This window comes from Streptomyces sp. 3211.6 (genome assembly GCF_003634815.1).
Classification (GTDB): domain Bacteria; phylum Actinomycetota; class Actinomycetes; order Streptomycetales; family Streptomycetaceae; genus Streptomyces; species Streptomyces katrae_A.
The window spans coordinates 297953-319958 of record NZ_RBXC01000002.1; the positions used below are offsets into that span (position 1 = coordinate 297953).

General features: G+C 75.5%; 11 protein-coding genes. 8 read left to right on the forward strand and 3 right to left on the reverse strand.

Translation table 11 applies throughout. The features are described from left to right. Nucleotides 1-15: 15 nt before the first annotated feature. The 3 genes from BX286_RS35290 (at nucleotide 16) to BX286_RS35300 (ending at nucleotide 13166) form a co-directional block, all read left to right on the forward strand. A complete protein-coding gene (locus BX286_RS35290) occupies nucleotides 16-6663 on the forward strand; it encodes a type I polyketide synthase (protein ID WP_398898924.1) in 6648 nt (2215 codons plus the stop codon). 4 nt (nucleotides 6664-6667) lie between these two features. Then, nucleotides 6668-9790: a type I polyketide synthase gene (locus tag BX286_RS35295; RefSeq protein WP_121017888.1), complete on the forward strand. Its 3123-nt coding sequence runs from the start codon at nucleotides 6668-6670 to the stop codon at nucleotides 9788-9790. 178 nt (nucleotides 9791-9968) lie between these two features. Next, nucleotides 9969-13166, forward strand: coding sequence for an AMP-binding protein (locus tag BX286_RS35300; protein ID WP_261993684.1), 3198 nt, complete (start codon nucleotides 9969-9971; stop codon nucleotides 13164-13166). Between the two features lie 106 nt (nucleotides 13167-13272). On the opposite strand, the gene BX286_RS35305 is transcribed toward BX286_RS35300, so the two are convergent. Next, nucleotides 13273-14034 carry a thioesterase II family protein gene (locus tag BX286_RS35305; protein ID WP_100864929.1) on the reverse strand — a complete coding sequence of 254 codons (762 nt, stop codon included), beginning with the start codon at nucleotides 14032-14034 and terminating at the stop codon, nucleotides 13273-13275. Nucleotides 14035-14086: 52 nt separating this feature from the next. Continuing rightward, complete coding sequence (locus BX286_RS35310; protein ID WP_079432225.1) at nucleotides 14087-15388, reverse strand: PLP-dependent aminotransferase family protein; 1302 nt, start codon at nucleotides 15386-15388, stop codon at nucleotides 14087-14089. A gap of 207 nt (nucleotides 15389-15595) precedes the next feature. On the opposite strand from BX286_RS35310, the gene BX286_RS35315 reads away from it, so the two are divergent. From BX286_RS35315 to BX286_RS35325, 3 genes are all read left to right on the forward strand, one after another. Continuing rightward, complete coding sequence (locus BX286_RS35315) at nucleotides 15596-16402, forward strand: alpha/beta fold hydrolase (protein ID WP_079432224.1); 807 nt, start codon at nucleotides 15596-15598, stop codon at nucleotides 16400-16402. Nucleotides 16403-16638: 236 nt separating this feature from the next. Continuing rightward, nucleotides 16639-18153 carry an MFS transporter gene (locus BX286_RS35320; protein WP_079432223.1) on the forward strand — a complete coding sequence of 505 codons (1515 nt, stop codon included), beginning with the start codon at nucleotides 16639-16641 and terminating at the stop codon, nucleotides 18151-18153. 185 nt (nucleotides 18154-18338) lie between these two features. Beyond that, entirely contained in the window at nucleotides 18339-18815 is a 477-nt protein-coding gene (locus BX286_RS35325) for a carboxymuconolactone decarboxylase family protein (RefSeq protein ID WP_079432222.1), read from the forward strand. Between the two features lie 173 nt (nucleotides 18816-18988). Here BX286_RS35325 and puuE read toward each other — a convergent pair whose 3' ends face one another. Next, complete coding sequence (puuE, locus tag BX286_RS35330; RefSeq protein ID WP_121017890.1) at nucleotides 18989-19894, reverse strand: allantoinase PuuE; 906 nt, start codon at nucleotides 19892-19894, stop codon at nucleotides 18989-18991. Between the two features lie 102 nt (nucleotides 19895-19996). Here puuE and BX286_RS35335 point away from each other — a divergent pair, with 102 nt between their 5' ends. Then, nucleotides 19997-21112: an LLM class flavin-dependent oxidoreductase gene (locus BX286_RS35335; RefSeq protein ID WP_079432390.1), complete on the forward strand. Its 1116-nt coding sequence runs from the start codon at nucleotides 19997-19999 to the stop codon at nucleotides 21110-21112. Next, complete coding sequence (locus BX286_RS35340) at nucleotides 21109-21864, forward strand: CE1759 family FMN reductase (RefSeq protein ID WP_121017891.1); 756 nt, start codon at nucleotides 21109-21111, stop codon at nucleotides 21862-21864. The genes BX286_RS35335 and BX286_RS35340 overlap by 4 nt, the downstream gene beginning before the upstream one ends. The last annotated feature ends 142 nt before the right edge of the window (nucleotides 21865-22006 follow it).

A 22006-nucleotide genomic window follows, 5' to 3' on the forward strand; every position in this document is an offset into this window, starting at 1 on the left:
AACGGCGCCGAGGTCCTGGAATACCTCAGGCGGACCTCGATCGAGCTGATCGAGACCCGCAAACGCCTCCAGGAGCTGACGGACGCCGCCGCCGAACCCATCGCGGTGGTGGGCGTCGCCTGCCGCTATCCGGGCGGCGCAGGATCCCCGGAGGACCTGTGGGAGCTGGTGCGGACGGGCGCGGACACCGTCTCGGAGTTCCCGCGGGACCGCCACTGGGACCTGGAAGGGCTCTACGACCCGGACCCCGACCGGCCCGGCACCTGCTCCACCCGCTCGGGCGGGTTCCTCGACGGCGCCGGGGACTTCGACGCCGAGTTCTTCGAGATCAACCCCCGCGAGGCGCTGGCCGCCGACCCGCAGCAGCGGCTCCTCCTGGAGACCTCGTGGGAGGCCCTGGAACGGGCCGGCATCGACCCGCACACCCTGCGCGGCAGCGCCACCGGCGTCTTCGCGGGCCTCGCCTACTTCGGCTACGGCAACCACCACTTCACCCCCGAGGCCATCTCGGGCTACGCGCAGACCGGCTCCCTGCTCAGCGTGGCGTCCGGCCGGGTGTCGTACGCGCTGGGCCTGGAGGGCCCGGCCGTCTCCACCGACACCGCCTGCTCCTCCTCGCTGGTGACGGTGCACCAGGCCGTGCAGTCGCTGCGGCAGGGCGAATGCGGCCTGGCCCTGGCCGGCGGGGTCACCGTCATGGCCACTCCCCAGGTGTTCCGGGAGTTCGCCCGCCAGCGCGGCCTGTCGGCCGACGGCCGGTGCAAGGCGTTCGCCGACGCGGCCGACGGCACCGGCTTCGCCGAGGGCGTCGGCATGCTGGTCCTGGAGCGGCTTTCCGACGCCCGTCGCAACGGGCGCCGCATCTGGGCGGTCATCCGCGGCTCCGCCGTCAACCAGGACGGCGCCTCCAACGGGCTGACCGCCCCCAGCGGCCCCGCCCAGCAGCGGGTGATCCGGGCCGCGCTGGCCAACGCCCGCGTCCAGGCCGGGGACATCGACGTCGTGGAGGCGCACGGCACCGGCACCACCCTCGGCGACCCCATCGAGGCGCAGGCCCTGCTCGCCACCTACGGGCAGGAGCGGGAGCCCGGCAGCCCGCTGTGGCTGGGCTCGCTGAAGTCGAACATCGGCCACACCCAGGCCGCCGCCGGCGTCGGCGGCATCATCAAGATGATCATGGCGATGCGGCACGGGATCATGCCCAGGACCCTGCACGTGGACCGCCCCTCGACCCACGTGGACTGGTCGGCCGGCGCCGTCGAACTGCTCACCGAGGCCCGGGAGTGGACCACGGCGCCCGGCCGTCCCCGGCGGGCCGGGGTGTCCAGCTTCGGCGCCAGCGGCACCAACGCCCACCTGATCCTGGAGCAGGCACCCGAGGAGGAGGCCGCCCCCGGGACCGCCCCGGGCAACGCCCCCGAGTCCGCCCCCGGGTCCGACGTCCTGGGCGCGGCCGGTCCGCTGCCCTGGGTGCTGTCGGCCCGCTCGGAGCAGGCCCTGCGGGCCCAGGCCGAGCGGCTGCGCGCCTTCGCCGCCGCCGACCCCGACGCCGACCTCGCGGGCATCGCCGCCTCCCTGGTGTCGGGCCGGGCACGGTTCGAGCACCGCGCCGTCGTCCTCGGCCACGGCCGTGACGCGCTGCTCGACGGCCTCGCCTCCCTCGCCGGGGGCGCGGAGAGCCCCGCCGTGGTCCGCGGCACGGCCGCCGAATCCGGCGGCACCGCCTTCCTGTTCCCCGGGCAGGGGGCGCAGTGGACCGGCGTGGCCCGCGAACTGTGCGCGGCGTTCCCCGTGTTCGCCCGGACCCTCGACGAGGTCTGCGCCCGCTTCGACACCCACCTCCCCTTCGCCCTGCGGCCCCTGCTCCTCGCCGACGAGCCCGAGGGCGCCGACCGCACCGACGTCATGCAGCCCGCCCTCTTCGCCCTCCAGGTCGCCCTCTACCGGACCCTGACCCGGTACGGCCCGCGCCCGGACCGCCTGATCGGCCACTCCGTCGGCGAGATCGCCGCCGCCCACGTGGCCGGGGCGCTCGACCTGGACACCGCGACCCGGCTCGTGGCCGCCCGCGGCCGCACCATGCAGGCCGTCACCGAACGCGGCGCCATGCTGGCCGTCCGCGCCCCGCAGGCCGAGGTGGAGCGGCTGCTCGACGGGTGCGCCCGCGTCGGGATCGCCGCCGTCAACGGCCCCGAGTCGGTGGTGGTGTCCGGACTGCGCGAGGAGGTCCACGCCCTGCGCGACCGGCTCCTCGCCGAGGGCCGCTCCGCGAAGCTCCTCCCGGTCGACCACGCCTTCCACTCCCCGCTGATGGACCCGGTCCTGGAGGAGTTCGCGGCGGCCCTCCCGGCCTTCCCCGACGCCGACGCCGACGGCGGACCGGCGGTCCCGGTCGTCTCCACCCTCCTGGGCCGCGAGGCCACCCTCCGGGAACTGCGGTCGCCCGCCCACTGGGTCGACCACGTCCGCGCGCCCGTGCGCTTCCACGAGGCCGTGGAACGGGCCCGCGCCGCCGGGGCGGACGTCTTCCTCGAAGTGGGCCCCGGCCCGACCCTGGCGGGCCTCACCAAGGACGCCTTCGCCGCCGGGGGAGTGGACGCGCTGGTCGTGGCCTCCGCGCGGCGCGGCCGCGGCCCGGCGGAGGGCCTGGCCGGGGCGCTGGCCGCCCTGCACGTCCGGGGCGCCGCCGTGGACTGGGCCGCCCTCACCGGCACCCGCCCGCACGTGGACCTCCCCACGTACGCCTTCCAGCGGCAGCGCTACTGGCTGGACTTCCTGGCCGGGGCCGCCCCGGCGGACGTGGCCTCCGCCGGCCTGTCGGACCCCGGCCACCCCCTGCTGGGCGCCGTGGTGGACCACCCCGGCACCGGCGAGACCGTCTTCACCGGCCTGTGGTCCCTGCGCACCCACGGCTGGCTCGCCGACCACGCGGTGTTCGGCTCGGCCGTCGTCCCGGCGACCGCCTACCTGGACCTGGCCCTGTCGGCGGGCGCGCACGCCGGCTGCCCCGCGGTCGCCGAACTCTCCCTGGAAGTCCCCCTGGTCCTGCCCGACGAGGGCGAGGTGCAGGTGCGGGTCGTCGTCGGCGCGGCCGACGGGACGGGACACCGCTCCCTGGACGTGTACGCGCGCCCCGCCGGGGACGGCGCGGCCGACGGCGGCTGGACCCGCCACGCCCTGGGCACCCTGGCACCGCACGAAGCGGCACCGGCGCCCGGCCCGGACGGGGGCGGCCGGGACGTGGCCGGCCGGGACGCGGCCGGCCGGCCCCTGTCCGTCTGGCCCCCGGCCGGCGCCGAACGGCTCCCCTTCGACGGCCTCTACGACTCCCTCGCCGACCGCGGCTTCGACTACGGCCCGGCCTTCCGCGGACTGCGCGAGGTCTGGCGGCGCGGCCAGGACCTCTTCGCCCTCGCCACCCTCCCCGAGGAGGCCGCCGGGGGCGCCTTCGCCCTGCACCCGGCGCTCACCGACACCGTCCTGCACGCCGTCGTCGCCGGCGGGGTCATCACGGTCACCGACGAGCAGGGCTGGATGCCGTTCTCCTGGTCCGGCGCGACCCTCACCGGGCCGTGCGGCCCGACCGTCCGGGTCCGCCTCACCCCCGCCGGCGAAGGGACCGTCTCGCTCACGGTCGCCGACGAACAGGGCCGCGAGCGCGCCCGCGTGGAGGCGCTGACCTTCCGCCCGGCCACCGCCGAGCAGGTGCGCGCCGCCCGCGGCGGCCCGCAGCACCCGCTGTACGCGGTGGAGTGGCGTCCGGTCCCAGCCGCCCCGCAGGACGGCGCGCCCGGCCCGTGGGCCGTGCTCGGCTCCCGGGACGGCCGGGCCGCCCGGCTCGTCGCGGCGGGCGACGGCGCGGCCGCCCTCCACACCTCCCTCGGCGAACTCCCCGCCGACCCGAACACCCCGGGCCACCTGGTGTTCTGCCTGGACGACCAGCACGGCGCGGGCGAAGACGTCCTCGCCTCCACCGCCGCCGCCGGCGCACGCGTACTGGGCCTGCTCCAGGCGTTCCTCGCCGACGAACGGCTCGCCGCGACCACCCTGGTGGTCCTCACCCGCCAGGCCTTGGCCACCGCTGCCGGCGAGGACGTCGGCAGCCTCCCCGGCGCCTCCGTGTGGGGCCTGGTCCGCTCCGCCCAGACCGAGCACCCCGGCAGGTTCCGCCTCGTCGACACCGACGACGCCGACACCTCCTGGGCCGCCCTCCCCGGCGCCCTGCGCCTGCCCGACGAGCAGCTGGCGGTCCGCGACGGCGCGTACCTCGTCCCCCGGCTGGCGCCGGCCCCGCCCGCGGACGGACGCCTCGAACCGCCGTCGGACGGCCCCCACCGGCTGGGCATCCCGCAGCGGGGCACACTGGAGAACCTCACCTGGGTGCCCTGCCCCGAGGCCGAGGCGCCCCTGGAGAGCGGACAGGTCCGCATCGCCGTCCAGGCGGCGGGCCTCAACTTCCGCGACGTCACGATCGCCCTGGGCCTCATCGACCGGACGGCCTTCGACGCCGGGCTCGGCAGCGAGGGCTCCGGCGTGGTCCTGGAGACGGCGCCCGACGTGACCGCCTTCCGGCCCGGCGACCGGGTGACCGGCATCTTCCCCGGCGCCTTCGCCCGGGTGGCCGTGGCCGACCACCGCCTGCTGGCGGCGGTCCCCGACGGATGGAACCACGCCGAGGCGGCGTCCGTACCCAGCACCTTCCTCACCGCCTACTACGCCCTCTTCCACGTGATGCGGCTGAAGAAGGGCCAGCGCATCCTCATCCACGCCGCGGCCGGCGGCGTCGGCACGGCCGCCGTCCAGCTGGCCCGGCACGTCGGCGCCGAGGTCTACGCGACCGCGAGCCCCGCCAAATGGCCCGCCCTGCGCGCCCAGGGCCTGGACGACGCCCACCTGGCGTCCTCGCGCGACCTGCACTTCGTACAGAAGTTCCTCGACTCCACCGGCGGCCGCGGGGTCGACGTGGTCCTGAACTCCCTCGCGCACACCTTCGTCGACGCCTCGCTGCAACTCCTCCCGCACGGCGGCGACTTCATAGAGATGGGCAAGACGGACATCCGCGAGCCCGGGCAGGTCGCCGCCGACCACCCCGGGGTCCGCTACCAGGCCTTCGACCTCTACGGCTCGGCCGGCCCGGACGCGCTCCAGGAGATGTTCCGCGAGGTCATGGCCCTGTTCGCCGACGGCCGGATACGGCTCGGCCCGGTCGCCGTGCGCCACGTCCGCGACGCGCGCGCGGCCTTCCGCGAGATGAGCCAGGGCCGCCACACCGGCAAGCTGGTCCTCGAACTCGGCGACGGCTTCGGCGGCGGCACCGTACTGGTCACCGGCGGGACCGGCGGCGTGGGCTCGCTCGTGGCCCGGCACCTGGCCGCGGAACACGGCGTCCGGAGCCTGCTGCTGGCCAGCCGCCGGGGCCCGGCGGCCGACGGGGTGCCCGAACTGGTCGCGGAGCTGGAGGCGGCGGGCGCCGCCGTCCGGGTCGTGGCCTGCGACGTCGCCGACCGGGACGCCGTGGCCGCGCTGCTCGCCGACATGCCGGCCGGGTACCCGCTGACCGCGGTGGTCCACGCGGCGGGCGTACTGGCGGACGGCACCCTCGCGTCGCTGACCGCCGACGGCCTGCGCGAGGTGCTGCGCGCCAAGGCCGGCGGTGCGCTCCACCTGCACGAACTGACCCGGGACCACACCCTGTCGGCGTTCCTCCCGTTCTCCGCCCTCGCCGGCACGCTCGGCACCGCCGGCCAGGCCAACTACGCCGCCGCGAACGCCTTCCTGGACGCCCTGGCCACGCGCCGCAGGGCCGCCGGGCTGCCCGCCACCTCCCTGGCCTGGGGCTGGTGGGAACAGAGCAGCGCGATGACCGAGGGCCTGGACCGGGCCGACCTCACCCGGCTCCGGCGGATGGGCATCGCCCCGATGCCCACCCCCGAGGCCCTCGCCCTGTTCGACGCGGCGTGCGCGCGGGGCGAGGCGGTCCTCGTCCCGGCCCGGGTCGACCTCGCGGGCCTGCGGAGCAGGCCCGCCGGGGAACTGCCGCCGCTGCTGCGCGGCCTCGCCGAAACCGGACGTCCGCGCCGGGGCGGGACGGGCACCGCCCAGGACGCCGGCCCCTCCGGCCTGCCCGCGGGCCTGGCGGCCCTGCCGGCCGAAGAGGCGCGGACGGCTGTCCTGGACTGGCTGCGCGACCAGGCCGCCGTCGTCCTCGGCCACCCGGCCGGAACCTCCGTCGACGCCGACCAGCCCTTCACCCAGCTCGGCTTCGACTCGCTGACCGCCGTCGAACTGTGCAACCGCCTGGCCGCCGCGACCGGGCTGCGCCTGCCCTCCACCCTCGTCTTCAGCTACCCCACCCCGGGCGAACTGGCCGGACACCTCCTCGGCCTGCTGACCCCCGCGGCGCCCGAGGACGCCGGCGCCGGCGCGGCCGCGTCACCGGAGCGGGACGCGGAGGTCCGGGAGGTGCTGCGGACCGTCTCGGTCGACGCGCTGCGCAGGGCGGGCCTCCTGGAGGCCGTCCTCGCCTGCGCGGCCCCCTCCGGGCCGGAGGCCGCACCCGGGGCGGCGCAGGAGGCCGCCGCCGCGGAGGACGCCGGCCCGCGGGAACTCGCGGGCATGGACCTGGACGCGCTGCTCGACCTGGCCCTCGATGAGAAGAGGTAGTGACATGACCAACGCCGAGGACCGGACGGCGGAGGGCTCGGACCGGGTCCAGCGGGCGCTGCGCACCCTGCTGGAGGAGCGCGAACGCCTCCGGCAGGAGAACGACGCCCTCAGGGCAGGCCGGGGCGAACCCGTCGCCGTGGTCGCCATGGCCTGCCGCTACCCGGGGGGCGTGTCCTCGCCCGAGGAGCTGTGGGAGGTGGTCCGCGAGGGCCGCGACGTCGTGGACGCCTTCCCCGCCGACCGCGGCTGGCGCGACGTGTACGACCCGGACCCCGCCGCCCCCGGCAGCGCCCACGTCCGCCACGGCGGGTTCCTGGCCGACCCGGCCGGCTTCGACGCCGAGTTCTTCGGCATCAGCCCCCGCGAGGCCCTTGCCACCGACCCGCAGCAGCGGCTGCTCCTGGAGACCTCCTGGGAGGCCTTCGAACGGGCCGGCATCGTCCCCGCCGACGTCCGCGGCACCGACGTCGGGGTCTTCACCGGGGTGAGCTCCACCGAGTACGGGTGGCGCTTCCTGGAGGCGGGCCAGAGCGAACTGGAGGGCTACCTGCTGTACGGCAGCTCGCTGAGCGTCGCCTCCGGACGGGTGGCGTACGAACTGGGCCTGACCGGGCCGGCGGTGTCCCTGGACACCGCGTGCTCGTCCTCGCTGGTGGCCCTGCACATGGCGGCGCAGTCGCTGCGCGCGGGGGAGTGCTCGCTCGCGCTGGCGGGCGGGGCGCTGGTGATGTCCTCGCCCGCGGCCTTCGTGGAGTTCGCCCGTCAGGGCGCGCTCTCGCCCGACGGCCGCTGCAAGGCCTTCGCCTACGGGGCGGACGGCACCGGCTGGGCCGAGGGCGTCGGCGTCCTGCTGCTGGAGCGGCTGTCCGACGCCCGCCGCAACGGCCATCCCGTGCTCGCCCTGCTGCGCGGCTCCGCCGTCAACCAGGACGGCGCCAGCAACGGCCTGACCGCGCCCAACGGCCGCGCCCAGGAGAAGGTGATCCGGCGGGCCCTGGCCAACGCGGGCGTCGCGGCGTCCGAGGTGGACCTGGTCGAGGCGCACGGCACCGGAACCGTCCTGGGCGACCCCATCGAGGCGCAGGCCCTGCTCGCCACCTACGGCCGCGACCGTGACCGGGACCGCCCGCTGTGGCTGGGCTCCCTGAAGTCGAACATGGGCCACGCCCAGGCCGCCGCCGGGGTCGCCGGGGTCATCAAGACCGTGATGGCCCTGCGCCACCGCCACCTGCCGCGCACCCTCCACGTGGGCGAGCCGTCCCGGCACGTGGACTGGTCCTCCGGCGGCGTCGAACTGCTGGTGGAAGGCCGGGAGTGGACCCGGCCGGACGGTCCGCGGCGGGCCGGGGTGTCCTCGTTCGGCGTCAGCGGCACCAACGCCCACGTGATCCTGGAGGAGGCCCCGCACGAGCCGGCGCCGGAGCCCGCCGAAGGCCCGGAGGTCGCCGGCGGACTGCTGCCCTGGATCCTCTCCGGCAAGAGCGCGGCCGCCCTCCAGGGCCAGGCGGCCGCCCTGCGCGCCTTCCTCGCCGCCGATCCGCAGGCCGACCTCGCCGCCGTCGGCGCCTCCCTGGTGGCGCACCGGTCGCGGTTCGAGCACCGCGCGGTGGTGCTGGGGCGCGGCCGCGAAGGGCTGCTGGAGGCGCTGGCCGCGCTGGCCGAGGGCGCCGAGTCCCCCGCGGTGGTGCGCGGGGCGGCCGCCAGGCCCGGCGGAACCGTGTTCGTCTTCCCCGGGCAGGGGTCGCAGTGGGTGGGCATGGGCCGGCAGCTGTACGCCGCCTTCCCGGTCTTCGCCCGGCACCTGGACGCGTGCGCGGACGCCCTGTCCGAGTGGGTCGACTGGTCGCTGCTCGACGTGGTGCGGGGCGCGGCGGGGGCGCCGTCCCTGGACCGGGTGGACGTGGTCCAGCCGGCCCTGTTCGCCATGATGGTCTCCCTGGCCGGCCTGTGGCGCTCCTGGGGCGTGGAACCGGGCGCGGTGGTCGGGCACAGCCAGGGCGAGATCGCCGCCGCCTGCGTGAGCGGCGCGCTGTCCCTGCGCGACGCCGCCCGGATCGTCGCGCTGCGCAGCCGGGCCCTGGTGGACCTGATCGGGCACGGGGGGATGGCGTCGGTCGCCGAGTCCGCGGACGTGGTGGCGGAGCGCATCGCCCCGTGGAACGGCCGGCTGAGCGTCGCCGTCGTCAACGGGCCCCGCTCGGTGGTGGTGTCCGGGGAGCCGGACGCGCTCGACGAGTTCGTCGAGAAGACGAGGGCCGACGGGGTCCAGGCCCGCCGGATCGCGGTGGACTACGCCTCCCACTCCCACCAGGTGGCCCGGGTCCGCGACCAGGTGACCGGCCCGCTCCTCGGAGTGAGCCCGCAGCCCTCGCAGGTCCCCTTCTGCTCCACCCTGTACGGGGAGTTCATCGACACCACGCGGCTGGACGCCGACTACTGGTACAACAACCTGCGCGAAAAGGTACTTTTCGAACCCTCCGTCCGGCGGCTCGCCGAGGACGGCTTCCGGGTCTTCATCGAGATGAGCCCGCACCCCGTGCTGACCGTCCCGGTGCAGGAGATCGTCGAGGACCTGGACGACGCCCTGGTGCTGTCCTCGTCCCGCCGGGACCGCGACGAGGTGGAATCCGTGCTCGGCTCGCTGGCCGGACTCCACGTCCGCGGCGGCTCCGTGGACTGGACCGCCCTGTTCGGGGAGCGCCGGCGGGCGGACCTGCCGACGTACGCCTTCCAGCGCCGGAGGTACTGGCTCGCCTCCGCGCAGCCGTCCGCGGCGCCCGCCGCGGAGGTCCCGGCGGCGGAGCCGGCCGGGGACGAGGAACACCTGGTCCCCCTGCCGGAGCGGGTCGCCGCCCTCGGTGAGGAGGACGCGCGGGCCCTCGTGCTCGAACACGTCCTGGAGAAGGTCGCCGTCGTCCTCGGACACGCCTCCAGCGCCTCGGTCGACCCCGACCAGGAGTTCAAGGAGATCGGCTTCGACTCGCTGCTGTCGGCGGAGCTCAGCAAGCGCCTGACCGCCTCGACCGGACTGAAGCTGCGGGCGAACCTGGTGCTGCGCCAGCCCTCGCCGCGGCGCATCGCCGGGCACATCGCGGACTCCCTCACCACCGCCGGAGCCCGGTGACCCGACGGCGCCCGGGCCCGCCCGGGGGAGTGTCCCGCCGGCGGGACACTCCAGGCCCGGCAGTGTCCGTCCCGCCCGGCAGCCAGGTGTCTTGAACGGCCGAACCGCTTCCCCGAAGGTGGGGGTGATCCGCGAGTTCCGCCGATTCCCGGGCCTGTCTGCTGAGGGGTTGATCTGTGTGCCTTCGTTCGGTGTGTCGTCCGCGCACGAAGGGATGTGGCGGGCGCAGAAGATGGCGCCCGACACGCCCAACCATGCGCTGACCATGTGGGACGTGGCCGGCGCGCTGGACGGGGAGGCCATCGCGTCCGCGTTCCGGCACGTCATGGGCGAGGCGGAGGTCCTGCGCGTCAACTTCGTCGACGAGGGCGCCGGACTGCGGCTGGTCCCCCGGGACCTGGGGGACTGGCAGCCGTTCCTGCTCGACCTCAGCGCCGCGGCCGACCCCGAGCGGGCGGCCCGCGAAGCCCTGGCCGACCTGGTGCGCCAGCCCTTCGACCTGGAGCGGGACCTGCTGTTCCGGCTCGGCGTGGTCAGGCTCGCGGCGGACCGCTCCCTGCTGGTGATCGCCTACCACCACCTCATCTCCGACGGCTTCGGCGCCGGCGGCCTGCTCTCGCGCCGGCTCGCCGAGGTGTACACCGCGCTGGTGCGCGGGGAGGCGGTACCGGAGCCGGCGCACCCGTGGGACGCGGAGTCCTTCGCGGCCGAGGCGGTGGAGTACCGCGCCTCCCCCCGGTTCACCGAGGACAGCGCCTTCTGGCGCGACTACCTCAAGGACGCCCCCGCACCCGCCCAGGTCCCCCGCGTCGCCCTCTCCGACGCCCAGCGTGCCGCCCTGTCCGAGCCGCTGAGCAGCGCCGACCGCTGGTCGGAAGTGGCCGAGACCATCGGCATGGTGAGCCGGACGCTGACCGTCCCGCGCGCCGAGGCGGACACCTGGACCGAGGCGGCCCGGTCCATGGGCGTGTGGACCTCGCAGCTGCTGACCGCCGCCGCGGCCGTCTTCCTGCGGCACCGCTGCGACCGGCCCGAGTTCCTCTTCTCGCTGGCCGTCAGCAACCGGGTCGGCGTGGCCAGCAGGACGCCCGGCCTGGCGGTGAACGTGGTTCCGGTCCGCGCGAAGGTCCCGCTCGGCGCCACCTTCGCCGAGGTCGCCGAGGCCCTCGCCGACGAGACCTACGAGATCTTCGACCACACCGCCTGCCACTACTCGGACATCCAGCGCGCCGCCGGAACCGTGCTGAGCGGCCGCGGCAGCTTCGGCGCCGTCGTCAACGTCGTCGAGTTCGCGGAACAGCTCCACTTCGGCGACAGCCCGGCCCGCTACTCCGGCGCGACGACGGGCACCTTCGAGGAACTGTCGATCGGCGTCTACACCGACGGCGGCGCCGACAGCGACCTGTACATCCGCCTCGACGCCCCCGCCGGCCTCTACCACCGCGCGGAACTGCGGTTCATCGGCGAGGAGCTGATCGCCCACGTCCGCGCCGCCGTGACCGGCGCCGAACGGCCCGTCGGCGCGCTGGCAGTCCCGGCCGGCCCCGGCCGGGACCAGGAGCCCGCGGCGTCGGACGACAGCGGCGCGGCCGTGGCGGAACTGACCATTCCGGAGCTGTTCGCCCAGCAGGTCCAGCGGGACCCCGACGCGCTCGCGCTCGTCTCCGGAGACCTGGCCCTCTCCTACCGCGAACTCGACGCCCGCGCCTCCCGCCTGGCCGCGGCCCTGCGGCGGCTGGACGTCGGCCCCGAGAGCGTCGTGGCGGTCGCGCTGCCCCGGTCGGCGGACCTGGCCGTCGCCCTGCTGGGCATCGTGAAGGCCGGAGCCGCCTACCTGCCGCTCGACCCGGACGCCCCGGCGGAGCGGACCGCGCAAGCGGCCGCCGCCTCGGCGCGCCTCCTGCTCACCGGCGCGCCCGCCGGCCTCCCGGACGCCCCCGGCCTCCCGGTGCTCGTCCTCGGGGAACTCCTCGCGCAGGCCGGCGCCCCCGCACCGCAGGACGCGCCCGCCCCGCACCCGGACGGCCTGCTGGCCGTACTGCCCGGCTCCGCACCCGCCGGCGGGGCCGCCGTCGCCCTGACGCACCGCAACCTGGCGCGGTTCGTCCGGGGCCGCGGCGGGCAGACCGGGCGCGCCACCGTGCTGTGGCACGCCCCGCACACCGGGGGCACGCTCGCCCTCGACCTCTGGGCGCCCCTGCTGGGCGGCGGCCGGGTGGTCGTGGCTCCCCCCGGCGAGCTCGACGTCGACGCCCTCGCCGGGGCGTGCGAGACGGACGGCGTCTCCACGGTGTGGCTGCCCGCGAGCCTGTTCTCGGCCGTCGCGGCGGACCGCCCCGAACGCCTCGCCGCACTGCGCGAGGTGTGGACCGGCGGTGACCGCGTCCCCGCGGCCGCGCTGCGCCGGGTCCGCGAGGCCTGCCCCGGCCTGACGATCGTCCACGGCCACGGCCCCGTGGAGACCACCGTGTCCGCCGCCCGCCACGTCCTGGCCGCGGGCGAACCGGTGCGCCACGCGGGCGCGGCCGGCCGCCCGGCGGACGGCGCCGCCCTCCACGTGCTCGGGCCGGGCCTCGCGCCCGTCCCCGTCGGCGTCGTCGGCGAGCTGTACGTGGCCGGCCCCGGTGTGGCCCGGGGATACCCCGGGCGGCCCGGGCTGACCGCCGGGCGCTTCGTGCCCTGCCCCTACGGCCCGCCCGGCACGCTCATGTACCGGACCGGGGACCGGGTGCGGTGGGGCGGCGACGGCCTCCTGGAGTACGTGGGCGGGGACGGCACCCGGGCCGAGGTGCGCGGCGTCCGGGTCGAACTCGCCGAGATCGAGGAGGTGCTCGCCGAGCACACCGGGCTGGCGGGCTCGGCGGTGGCCGTCCGGCAGGACGGCAGCGGCCGGCAGCAGCTCGTGGCGTACGTGGTCCCGGTGTCCGGCCGGACCGTGTCGGCCGAGGAACTGCGCCGGTTCGCCGCCGGATGGCTGCCGGAGTCCCTGGTGCCCGCGGTGTTCACCGTGCTCGAACGCCTGCCGCTGACGGCCGACGGGAGGCTGGACCGGGCGGCGCTGCCGGAGCCCGAGACCGCGGGCGGGACCTACCGGGCCCCGCGCAACGACACCGAGCGCGTGCTCGCCAAGGCCTTCGCCGAGGTGCTGGAGCTCGACCGGGTGGGCATCGACGAGGACTTCTTCGACCTCGGCGGCAACTCCCTGCGGGCCATCCGGCTGGTCGGCCTGATCCGGGCGGAGCTGAACCAGGAGGTGTCCATCCGCAGGCTGTTCGCCGCGCGCACGGTCACCGGCCTGTCGGACATGTGGAAGGACCTCTCCCAGTCCAGCCGGCCGAGTCTGCGCAGGCGGACGAGGGACGGCGCGGTCCTCTGAAGGCCCGGGCCGCCGCGCCCTGCCCGGGCGCGGCGGCGGTACGCCGGACGGGCCGTGGGATCCCGAAGCATCCCACGGCCCGTCCGTCTTCTCGCGGCCCGTGGTGTCAGAAGGCGCAGGCCCGGGCGAGCAGCCCCTCGGTGACGGCTGAGGCGACCGGGCCCAGCTGCTCGTCGAGGTAGAAGTGGCCGCCGGGGAAGACCTCCAGGGCGCACCCGCCCGTGGTGTGCTCCCGCCACGCCCAGGCCTCCGCGACCGTCACCATCGGGTCCCGGTCCCCGACCAGGGCCGTCACCGGGGCGGAGAGCGGCCGGCCGCCGCGCCAGGCGTAGGTGGCGACGGCCCGGTAGTCCGCGCGCAGCGCCGGCAGCACCATCTCCAGGACCTCCGGATTGTCCAGCAGGGCCTGGTCGGTGCCGCTCAGCGTGCGCACCTCGGCCAGCACGTCGGCGTCCTCGTAGTGCAGGTAGTGGGCGCCGGAACGGGAGTCCGGCGCGCCCCGCCCGGAGACGAACAGCCGCTGCGGGCCGGGCAGCGCGGCCCCTTCCAGGCGGCGGGCCGTCTCGAACGCGACGAGCGCGCCCATGCTGTGCCCGAACAGGGCGTAGGGCCTGCCGGGATCCGCGGCCAGGGCGCGGGCCAGTTCCCCGGCCACCGCCTCGACCAGCGGCTCCAGGTCCGTGAACGGCTCCTCGCCGAACCGGTCCTGACGGCCCGGGTACTGCACGGCGACCACGTCGAGCTCCCCGGCCAGGGCGTGCGCCAGGGGCTTGTACGCGGTCGCGGAGCCCCCCGCGTGCGGGAAGCACACGAGCCGCGGACCGCGCCCCGCTGCCGTGGAGTAGCGCCGGAACCAGGTGCTGTTCACCGTCGTGGTGTCCCTTCGTCTGGCGGTCGCGCGTCCCGCGCGTCCCGCCCCGTCAGACCGTTTCCGGTGCGAGCGTCCGCCGCCCCGCCCTGCGGCCGGGGCCCGCGGAGGCGTGGGCGAGGGCCGGTTCGGCCGCCAGTACGGCGGCCAGCCGGCGGACGCCCTCGCGGATCCGCTCCGGCGTGGGGTAGCAGTAGGACAGCCGCATCCGGCGGCTGCCGAGCCCGTTGGTGTAGAAGCCGGTGCCCGAGGCGTACGCCACCCGCGCGGCCACCGCCCGCGGCAGCATGGCCCGGGTGTCCACGCCCTCGGGCACCTTCACCCAGACGTAGAAACCGCCCTCCGGCTCGGTCCACGTGCATCCCGGCGGCAGGTACTCCTCCAGGGCGCGGAGCATCGCGTCGCGGCGCTCGCGGTAGTTCTCCCGGAAGGTCTCGATCTGCCCCCGCCAGTCCTGCGTGGCCAGGTAGCGCGAGACGATCATCTGGTTCAGGGTGGGCGGGCACAGCATGGCCGACTCCGCCGCCAGCACCAGCTTCTCCCGCACCGGGTGCGGGGCGAGCACCCAGCCGACCCGCAGGCCGGAGGCGAAGGTCTTCGAGAACGAGCCCAGGTAGACCACGTTCTCCGGGTCCATGGAGTGCAGGGCGGGGCGGGTGCGGCCGTCGAAGCCGAGCAGGCCGTACGGGTTGTCCTCGACCACCAGCACGCCGTACGCGCGGCAGATCTCCAGGACCTCCGCGCGCCTCCCGACCGCCAGCGTCACCCCGGACGGGTTGTGGAAGTTCGGGACCGTGTACAGGAGTTTCACCCGCCGGCCGGCGTTCCTGGCCTGCCGCAGCGCCGCCCGCAGCGCCTCCGGCACCAGCCCGTGCTCGTCCATGGCCACGTGCGCCACCTCCGCCTGGTACGCGGCGAAGGAGCCCAGGGCGCCGACGTACGAGGGGCCTTCGGCCACCACCACGTCACCGGGATCGCAGAACAGCCGGGCGACCAGGTCCAGGCCCATCTGCGAGCCGACCGTCACCACGACGTCGTCCGGGCGGCCGGTGATGCCCTCCAGCGCCATCACCCCGCAGATCTGCTCCCGCAGCAGGGGCAGGCCGTGGGCCGAGGCGTACTGGAGCGCCGTCAGGCCGTGCTCGGCGACGATCCGCGAGGTTTCGGCCGCGAGCGTCTCCAGCGGCAGCGCGGCCAGGTCCGGCATCCCGCCGGCCAGCGAGACGACCTCGGGCCGGCTGGCGACCGCGAACAGCGCCCGGATCTCCGAGGCCGTCATGCCCGCGGTACGAGCGGCGTACCGGCCGACGTGCGGGTCGGGGCCGCCGCGGCCGTCCTGCGGACAGTGACCCATCGCGTCTCCCCACGTCGTCCGGCCCTGGCGGCCAGCATCGGAGCCCCCGCTCGTGACCTGCTCAATTCCCTCTCGCGGGATGGCCGGAAGCAGCTCTTGCCACCCTCCGTGAACACCGGTCTATACAACCGTCTTGAACAAGTGTAATAGACGTGCGTATAGTCGATCTCGGCAAGCCCGCCCCCACCCGACCGAGGGAGCCTCGACATGAACACCACCGCCACCACCGTGCAGCCCACCCGCGCCACCCTGACCGTCGACGGCCGCGCCCTCTCCTACCTGGACTTCGGCGGCACGGGCCGGCCCCTCGTCGCCCTCCACGGCCACCTCTCCGAAGGCGCCTCCTTCACCGCCCTGGCCGCCGCCCTCGGCCCCGAGTGGCGGGTGATCGCCCCCGACCAGCGAGGCCACGGCGACTCCGACCGCGCCCCCGAGTACACCCGTGCCGGCTACCTCGCCGACCTCCTCGCCCTCCTGGACCACCTCGGCATCGACCGCGCGGTCTTCCTCGGCCACTCCCTCGGCGCGGTCAACGCCTACCACCTGGCCGCCGAACGCCCGGAGCTGGTCGAGGCGCTGATCAACGTCGACACCGCCGCCGACCTGCCCGACCACGGCGCCAGCCCCCTCGCCTTCGTGCTGGACTTCCCCTACACGGCGCCCACCCGCGAGGAACTGGCCGCCTCCTGCGGCCCCCTCGCCGCCGTCCTCGGGCCCGTCCTGCGCCCGTCGGCCGACGGCTCCGGCTGGCGGCTGCCCTTCCACCCCCAGGACACCGTCGACTCCGAGACCCTGGTCCACGGCGACCACTGGCGGCAGTGGCTCGCCACCGACTGCCCCGCCCTCCTGGTCCACGGCCTGCGCAGCCAGGTCCTCCCCGAGGAGCAGGCCCGGGCCATGGTCGCCCGCCGCCCCCACACGGCCTACCGGGCCCTGGACGCCGACCACTTCCTCCAGCAGGCCGACCCCGAGGGCTTCGCCGCGGCGGTCCGCGCGTTCCTCGCCACCCTCTGACCCGGAGTCCGGAGCCCGGAGTCCGGAGCCCGGAGCCCGGAACCCTGCACCCGCAGCCCCTGACCCGGCCTCACCACCGCCCGCCCCCCGGCCCGTTCGAGCCGGGGGGCGGCGGCATGCGTACGACGAAAGCCCCTTGCGCACACCGTTCCTCTCTGCGTACGGTGTTCGCATCAAGCCACGCCGTACGCCACCCGGGCGGCGGCACCGCCCGCGAAGCCGAGAGGGAACCACCCATGGAAACCCGCAACCCACGCCGCTGGTGGATCCTGATCGTGCTGTGCCTGAGCTCGCTGGTCCTCGTCGTCGACTCCATGGCCCTGACCGTCGCGGTCCCGTCCATGACCGCCGACCTCGGCGCGAGCGCCCAGGACACCCAGTGGATCCTCGACTCCTACGTCCTGGTGTTCGCCGGCCTGCTGCTCACCTCCGGCAGCCTCGGCGACCGCTTCGGCCGCCGCCGGATCATGCTGATCGGCCTCTTCCTCTTCGGCGCCGCCTCACTCGCCGCGACCTTCGCCGCCAACCCCGCCGAAGTGATCGCCGTGCGCGTGGCCATGGGAGTCGGCGGGGCGCTGATCATGCCCTCCACCCTGTCCATCCTCATCACCGTCTTCGACGAGGACGAGCGGCCGAAGGCCATGGCCGCCTGGGGTTCGGTCTCGATGCTCGGCCTGGTCGGCAGCCCCGTCCTCGGCGGCGTCCTGATCGACCGGTTCTCCTGGCAGTCGATCTTCCTGATCAACGTCCCGGTCGTCGCCCTCGCCGTCGTCGCCGCCCTCACCCTGATGCCGGAGTCCAAGGGCCCCTGGCAGAAGCCCGACCCGCTGGGCGCCGTCCTGTCCGTCACCGGCATGACCGCCCTGGTCTGGTGGATCATCGAGATCCCGCAGCACGGCGCCTTCGCCGGCCGGTCCGCCGTCACCCTGGCCGTGGCCGTCGCCGCCCTCGTCGGCTTCGTGGTCTGGGAGAACACCACCGCGTCCCCGATGGTCCCCCTCGTCCTCTTCAGGCACCGCAACTTCAGCGGCGGGTCCCTCTCCCTGACGCTCGTCCAGATCGGCAACGGCGGCCTGCTGCTGGTCCTCACCCAGTACCTGCAGTTCGTCCTCGGCTACTCGCCCCTCAAGGCGGGCCTCGCCTTCGTGCCGCTGGCCGTCGCCGCCCTCATCGGCAACGGCGCCGGCGCCGGGCTCGCCGCCCGGATCGGCAACCGCCCCCTGATCCTGGCCGGCATGCTCGTGATGGCCTCCTCGTTCGCCCTCCTGGCCACCGTCTCCGCCGACACCGGCTTCGCCGTCCCGGCGGTCGCCCTCGGCCTCCTCGGCCTCGGCGCCGGTCTGGCCATGCCGGCCGCGGTCGGCGCCCTGATGGGCACCATCCCCGAGGAGCAGGCGGGCGTCGGTTCGGCCCTCAACGACACCATCCAGCAGGCCGGCACCGCCCTCGGCATCGCGATCCTCGGCTCCCTGCTCACCAGCGGCTACGCGGCGAAGATGCCGGCCGACGCCCCCGCCGGGGCCCGCCACTCGCTCGCCGGCGCCCTGGCCGCCGCCCCCGGCGACAGCGCCCTGCTGCGCACCGCCCGCGAGGCCTTCACCTCCGCGATGGCCACCACCTTCACCATCGGCGCCGCCGGCCTCCTCGCCGCCGCCCTGCTGGCCACGGTGGTCATGCGCGACAAGAAGCAGCCCACCCCCACCTCCACCCCCACCCCCGCCCCCGCCCCGGAACCCGAACCGGCCGCCTGACCCGCCCTCCTGACACCCCCTCCCGACACCCGGAGGCCGGCACCCCACCAGGGGCGCCGGCCTCCGGCGCGTCCCCGCCCGCCCGGCGAGACACAGGTCACACCCCCACCCCTGTCACAGAACACCGGCCCGCGGCGTCTGGTGGGCGTATCCACGAACGCACCACCGCGAAGGAGCGGCACACCATGGACGCACGGCTCGACTACTTCACCAGCGCCACCGCGGGCAAGGCCCTCAAGCACGTCACCTCGGCCGGCAGGGCCGTCAAGGAATCGCCCCTGCCGGTCACCACGCAGGAACTCGTGGCGCTGCGCGTGAGCCAGATCAACGGCTGCGCGGTCTGCATCGACATCCACACCAAGGAGGCCGCCGCGGCGGGCGAGAGCGAGGTACGGCTCCACCTGGTCGCCGCCTGGCGCGAGGCCACGGTCTTCACCGAGGCCGAACGCGCCGCCCTGCGGCTGGCGGAGGAGGGCACCCGCATCGCGGACACGCCCGGCGGCGTCGGCGACGAGGCGTGGGCGCAGGCGGCCGCGCACTACGACGAGGAGCAGCTCACCGCGCTCGCCCTGCTGATCTCCTTCATGAACATGGTCAACCGGCTGAACGTCATCGCCCGCCGCCCGGCCGCCGGCGACTACACGGCGGGCCAGTTCGCCTGACCACCGCACCACCCCCGACCACGACCCGCTCAGCCCCGCACCCTCGCCATGGCCCCCGGCGGAAGATGACGGGCCACCACCTCCAGGGCACGGGCGACCTCCTGGAGGTGCAACGCCGCCGATGCCGGCGCCCCGTCACCGGGGCGGCGGCGTCGGCGCGGCGCGTTGGCGGCTCAGTCCGGCGGGTGTGCGGCGAGCCAGTGCCGCGCGATCTGCTCGCGCGTGGCGACCCACCCCCCGCCCAGTTGCGCGACGTGCCGCAGGAATCCGTCGAGGGCCCGGATCCGCCCGGGCCGCCCGATGATCCGGCAGTGCAGGCCGACGCTCATCATGCGCGGCCGGTCGGCCCCCTCCGCGTGCAGCGCGTCGTAGGTGTCGACCAGGTACGCGAGCATGTCGTCCGCGGTGGTGAACCCGTGCACGATCAGGAACTTGAAGTCGTTGGTGTCGAGGCTGTACGGCACCACGAGCTGCCGCTGCCCGCCCGCGTCGGCGTAGAACGGCAGGTCGTCGGAGTAGTCGTCGGAGTCGTACAGGAACCCGCCCGCCTCCGCCACCAGCCGCCGCGTCCGGGAACTGGTCCGCCCCGTGTACCACCCCACGGGCCGGCGCCCCACGAGCCGTTCGATGGTGGCGGCCGTCCGCGCGATGTCGGCCCGCTCGGCCTCCTCCGGCACCTCGCGGTAGTCGGTCCACCGCCACCCGTGACCGGCCACCTCCCACCCCGCGGCCCCCATCGCCAGCGCCGCGTCCGGGTTGCGCTCCAGGGCCTGCCCCACCGCGAAGACGGTGAGCGGCGCACCGTGCGCGGAGACGGTCCGGTGCACACGCCAGAACCCGGCCCGCGCCCCGTAGGCGAACATCGACTCGGCGTTCAGGTCCCGCCCGCCCTCCACCGGCGGCGCGCCCACGATCTCGTGCAGGTACCCCTCCGAGCCCGCGTCCCCCTCGAGGACGCTGCGCTCGCCGCCCTCCTCGTAGTTCAGCACGAGGCTCACGGCGACCCGCGCCCCTCCGGGCCACCCCGCATGCGGCGGCTGGGCCCCGTAACCGACGAGATCACGCTCAGTCCCGGACACGCCCCGCACCCTACCGCCGCCCACGGGAATACCCCGGCGACACCCTCCGTTCCCGGGTATAGTTGAATTCTAAACAACCTCGGAAGGGGAGCGGGCATGGCCATGCAGTTCGGGATCTTCACCGTCGGCGACATCACCACCGACCCGACGACCGGGCGGGCACCCGGCGAGCACGAGCGCATCAAGGCCATGCTCGCCATCGCGCAGAAGGCCGAGGAGGTCGGCCTCGACGTCTTCGCCACCGGCGAGCACCACAACCCGCCGTTCGTCCCCTCCTCGCCGACGACCCTGCTCGGCTACATCGCCGCACGCACCGAGAACCTGATCCTCTCCACCTCCACGACGCTGATCACCACCAACGACCCGGTGAAGATCGCCGAGGACTTCGCGATGCTCCAGCACGTCGCCGACGGCCGCGTCGACCTGATGCTGGGCCGCGGCAACACCGGCCCGGTCTACCCCTGGTTCGGCAAGGACATCCGCGACGGCATCGACCTCGCCATCGAGAACTACGCCCTCCTGCGCCGCCTGTGGGACGAGGACACCGTCACCTGGAAGGGCAAGTTCCGCACGCCGCTCCAGTCCTTCACCGCCACCCCCCGCCCCCTCGACGGCGTCGCCCCCTTCGTCTGGCACGGCTCCATCCGCTCGCCCGAGATCGCCGAGCAGGCCGCCTACTACGGCGACGGCTTCTTCCACAACAACATCTTCTGGCCCGCCTCCCACACCCGGCAGATGGTCAACCTCTACCGCGAGCGCTACGCCCACTACGGGCACGGCACCCCCGAGCAGGCCGTCGTCGGCCTCGGCGGCCAGGTCTTCATGCGCCGCAACTCCCAGGACGCCGTCCGCGAGTTCCGCCCGTACTTCGACAACGCCCCCGTGTACGGCCACGGACCCTCCCTGGAGGAGTTCACCTCCCAGACCCCCCTCACCGTCGGCTCGCCGCAGCAGGTGATCGAACGCACCCTCGCCTTCCGCGACTACGCCGGCGACTACCAGCGCCAGCTCTTCCTCGTCGACCACGCGGGCCTGCCCCTGAAGACCGTCCTGGAGCAGATCGACCTGCTCGGCGAGGAGGTCGTCCCGGTCCTGCGCAAGGAGTTCGCGAACCTCCGCCCCGCCGGCGTCCCGGACGCCCCCACCCACGCGGCCCGCGTCGCGGCCGCGGCCGTCCGGACCGGCCCCGCCACCCCCCACGAGGAGACCCGCGCATGAAGCTCGTCGTCGTCTCCGCGGGCCTGAGCACCCCGTCCTCGACCCGCCTGCTCGCCGACCGCCTCACGGCCGCGACCCTCACGGCCGCGACCCTCACGGCCGCGACCCTCACGGCCGCGACCCTCACGGCCGCGACCCTCGCGCCTGCCGGCCCCGCCCATCCGGACCTCGACGTGCACGTCGTCGAAGTGCGCGAGCTCGCCACCGACATCGCCCAGCACTTCACCACCGGCTTCCCGCCCGCCCGCCTGGCCGCCGCCCTCGACGCGGTGGCGGCCGCCGACGCCCTGATCGCCGTCACACCGGTCTTCGCCGGCTCCTACAGCGGCCTGTTCAAGTCCTTCTTCGACCTCCTCGACAAGGACGCCCTCACCGGCACCCCCGTGCTCCTCGGCGCGACCGGCGGCACCGCCCGGCACTCCCTGGTCACCGAACACGCCCTGCGCCCCCTCTTCTCCTACCTGCGCGCCCTCGTCCTCCCCACCGCCGTCTACGCCGCCTCCGAGGACTGGGGCGGGGAGGGCCTGGCCGGGCGCATCACCCGCGCGGGCACCGAACTGGCCCGCTTCCTGACCCCCGCCCCCCACCCCGCGGCCCCCGCCTCCGCCTCCGCCTCCGCCCCGGACGTGGACACCACCGCCGCGGTGGCCGCGCCCCGTTCCCCGACCGGCGCGATCACCTCCCTGCCGTCGACGGCCGCCGCCACCCTCACCCCCTTCGCCGAGCGCCTGGCGGCCCTCGGGGTGCAATAGCGGCAGCCGGGGCCACGGCATGGGCCGTCGGGGTGAGGAACAAACGATCCAGCACCGACAAGGGGTTCTGGACCCACGCCGGACGGCGCAAGCATGCCGCTGACCGACGGGAGCGGCCGGCACCACCACGGGCGCTCCCTCA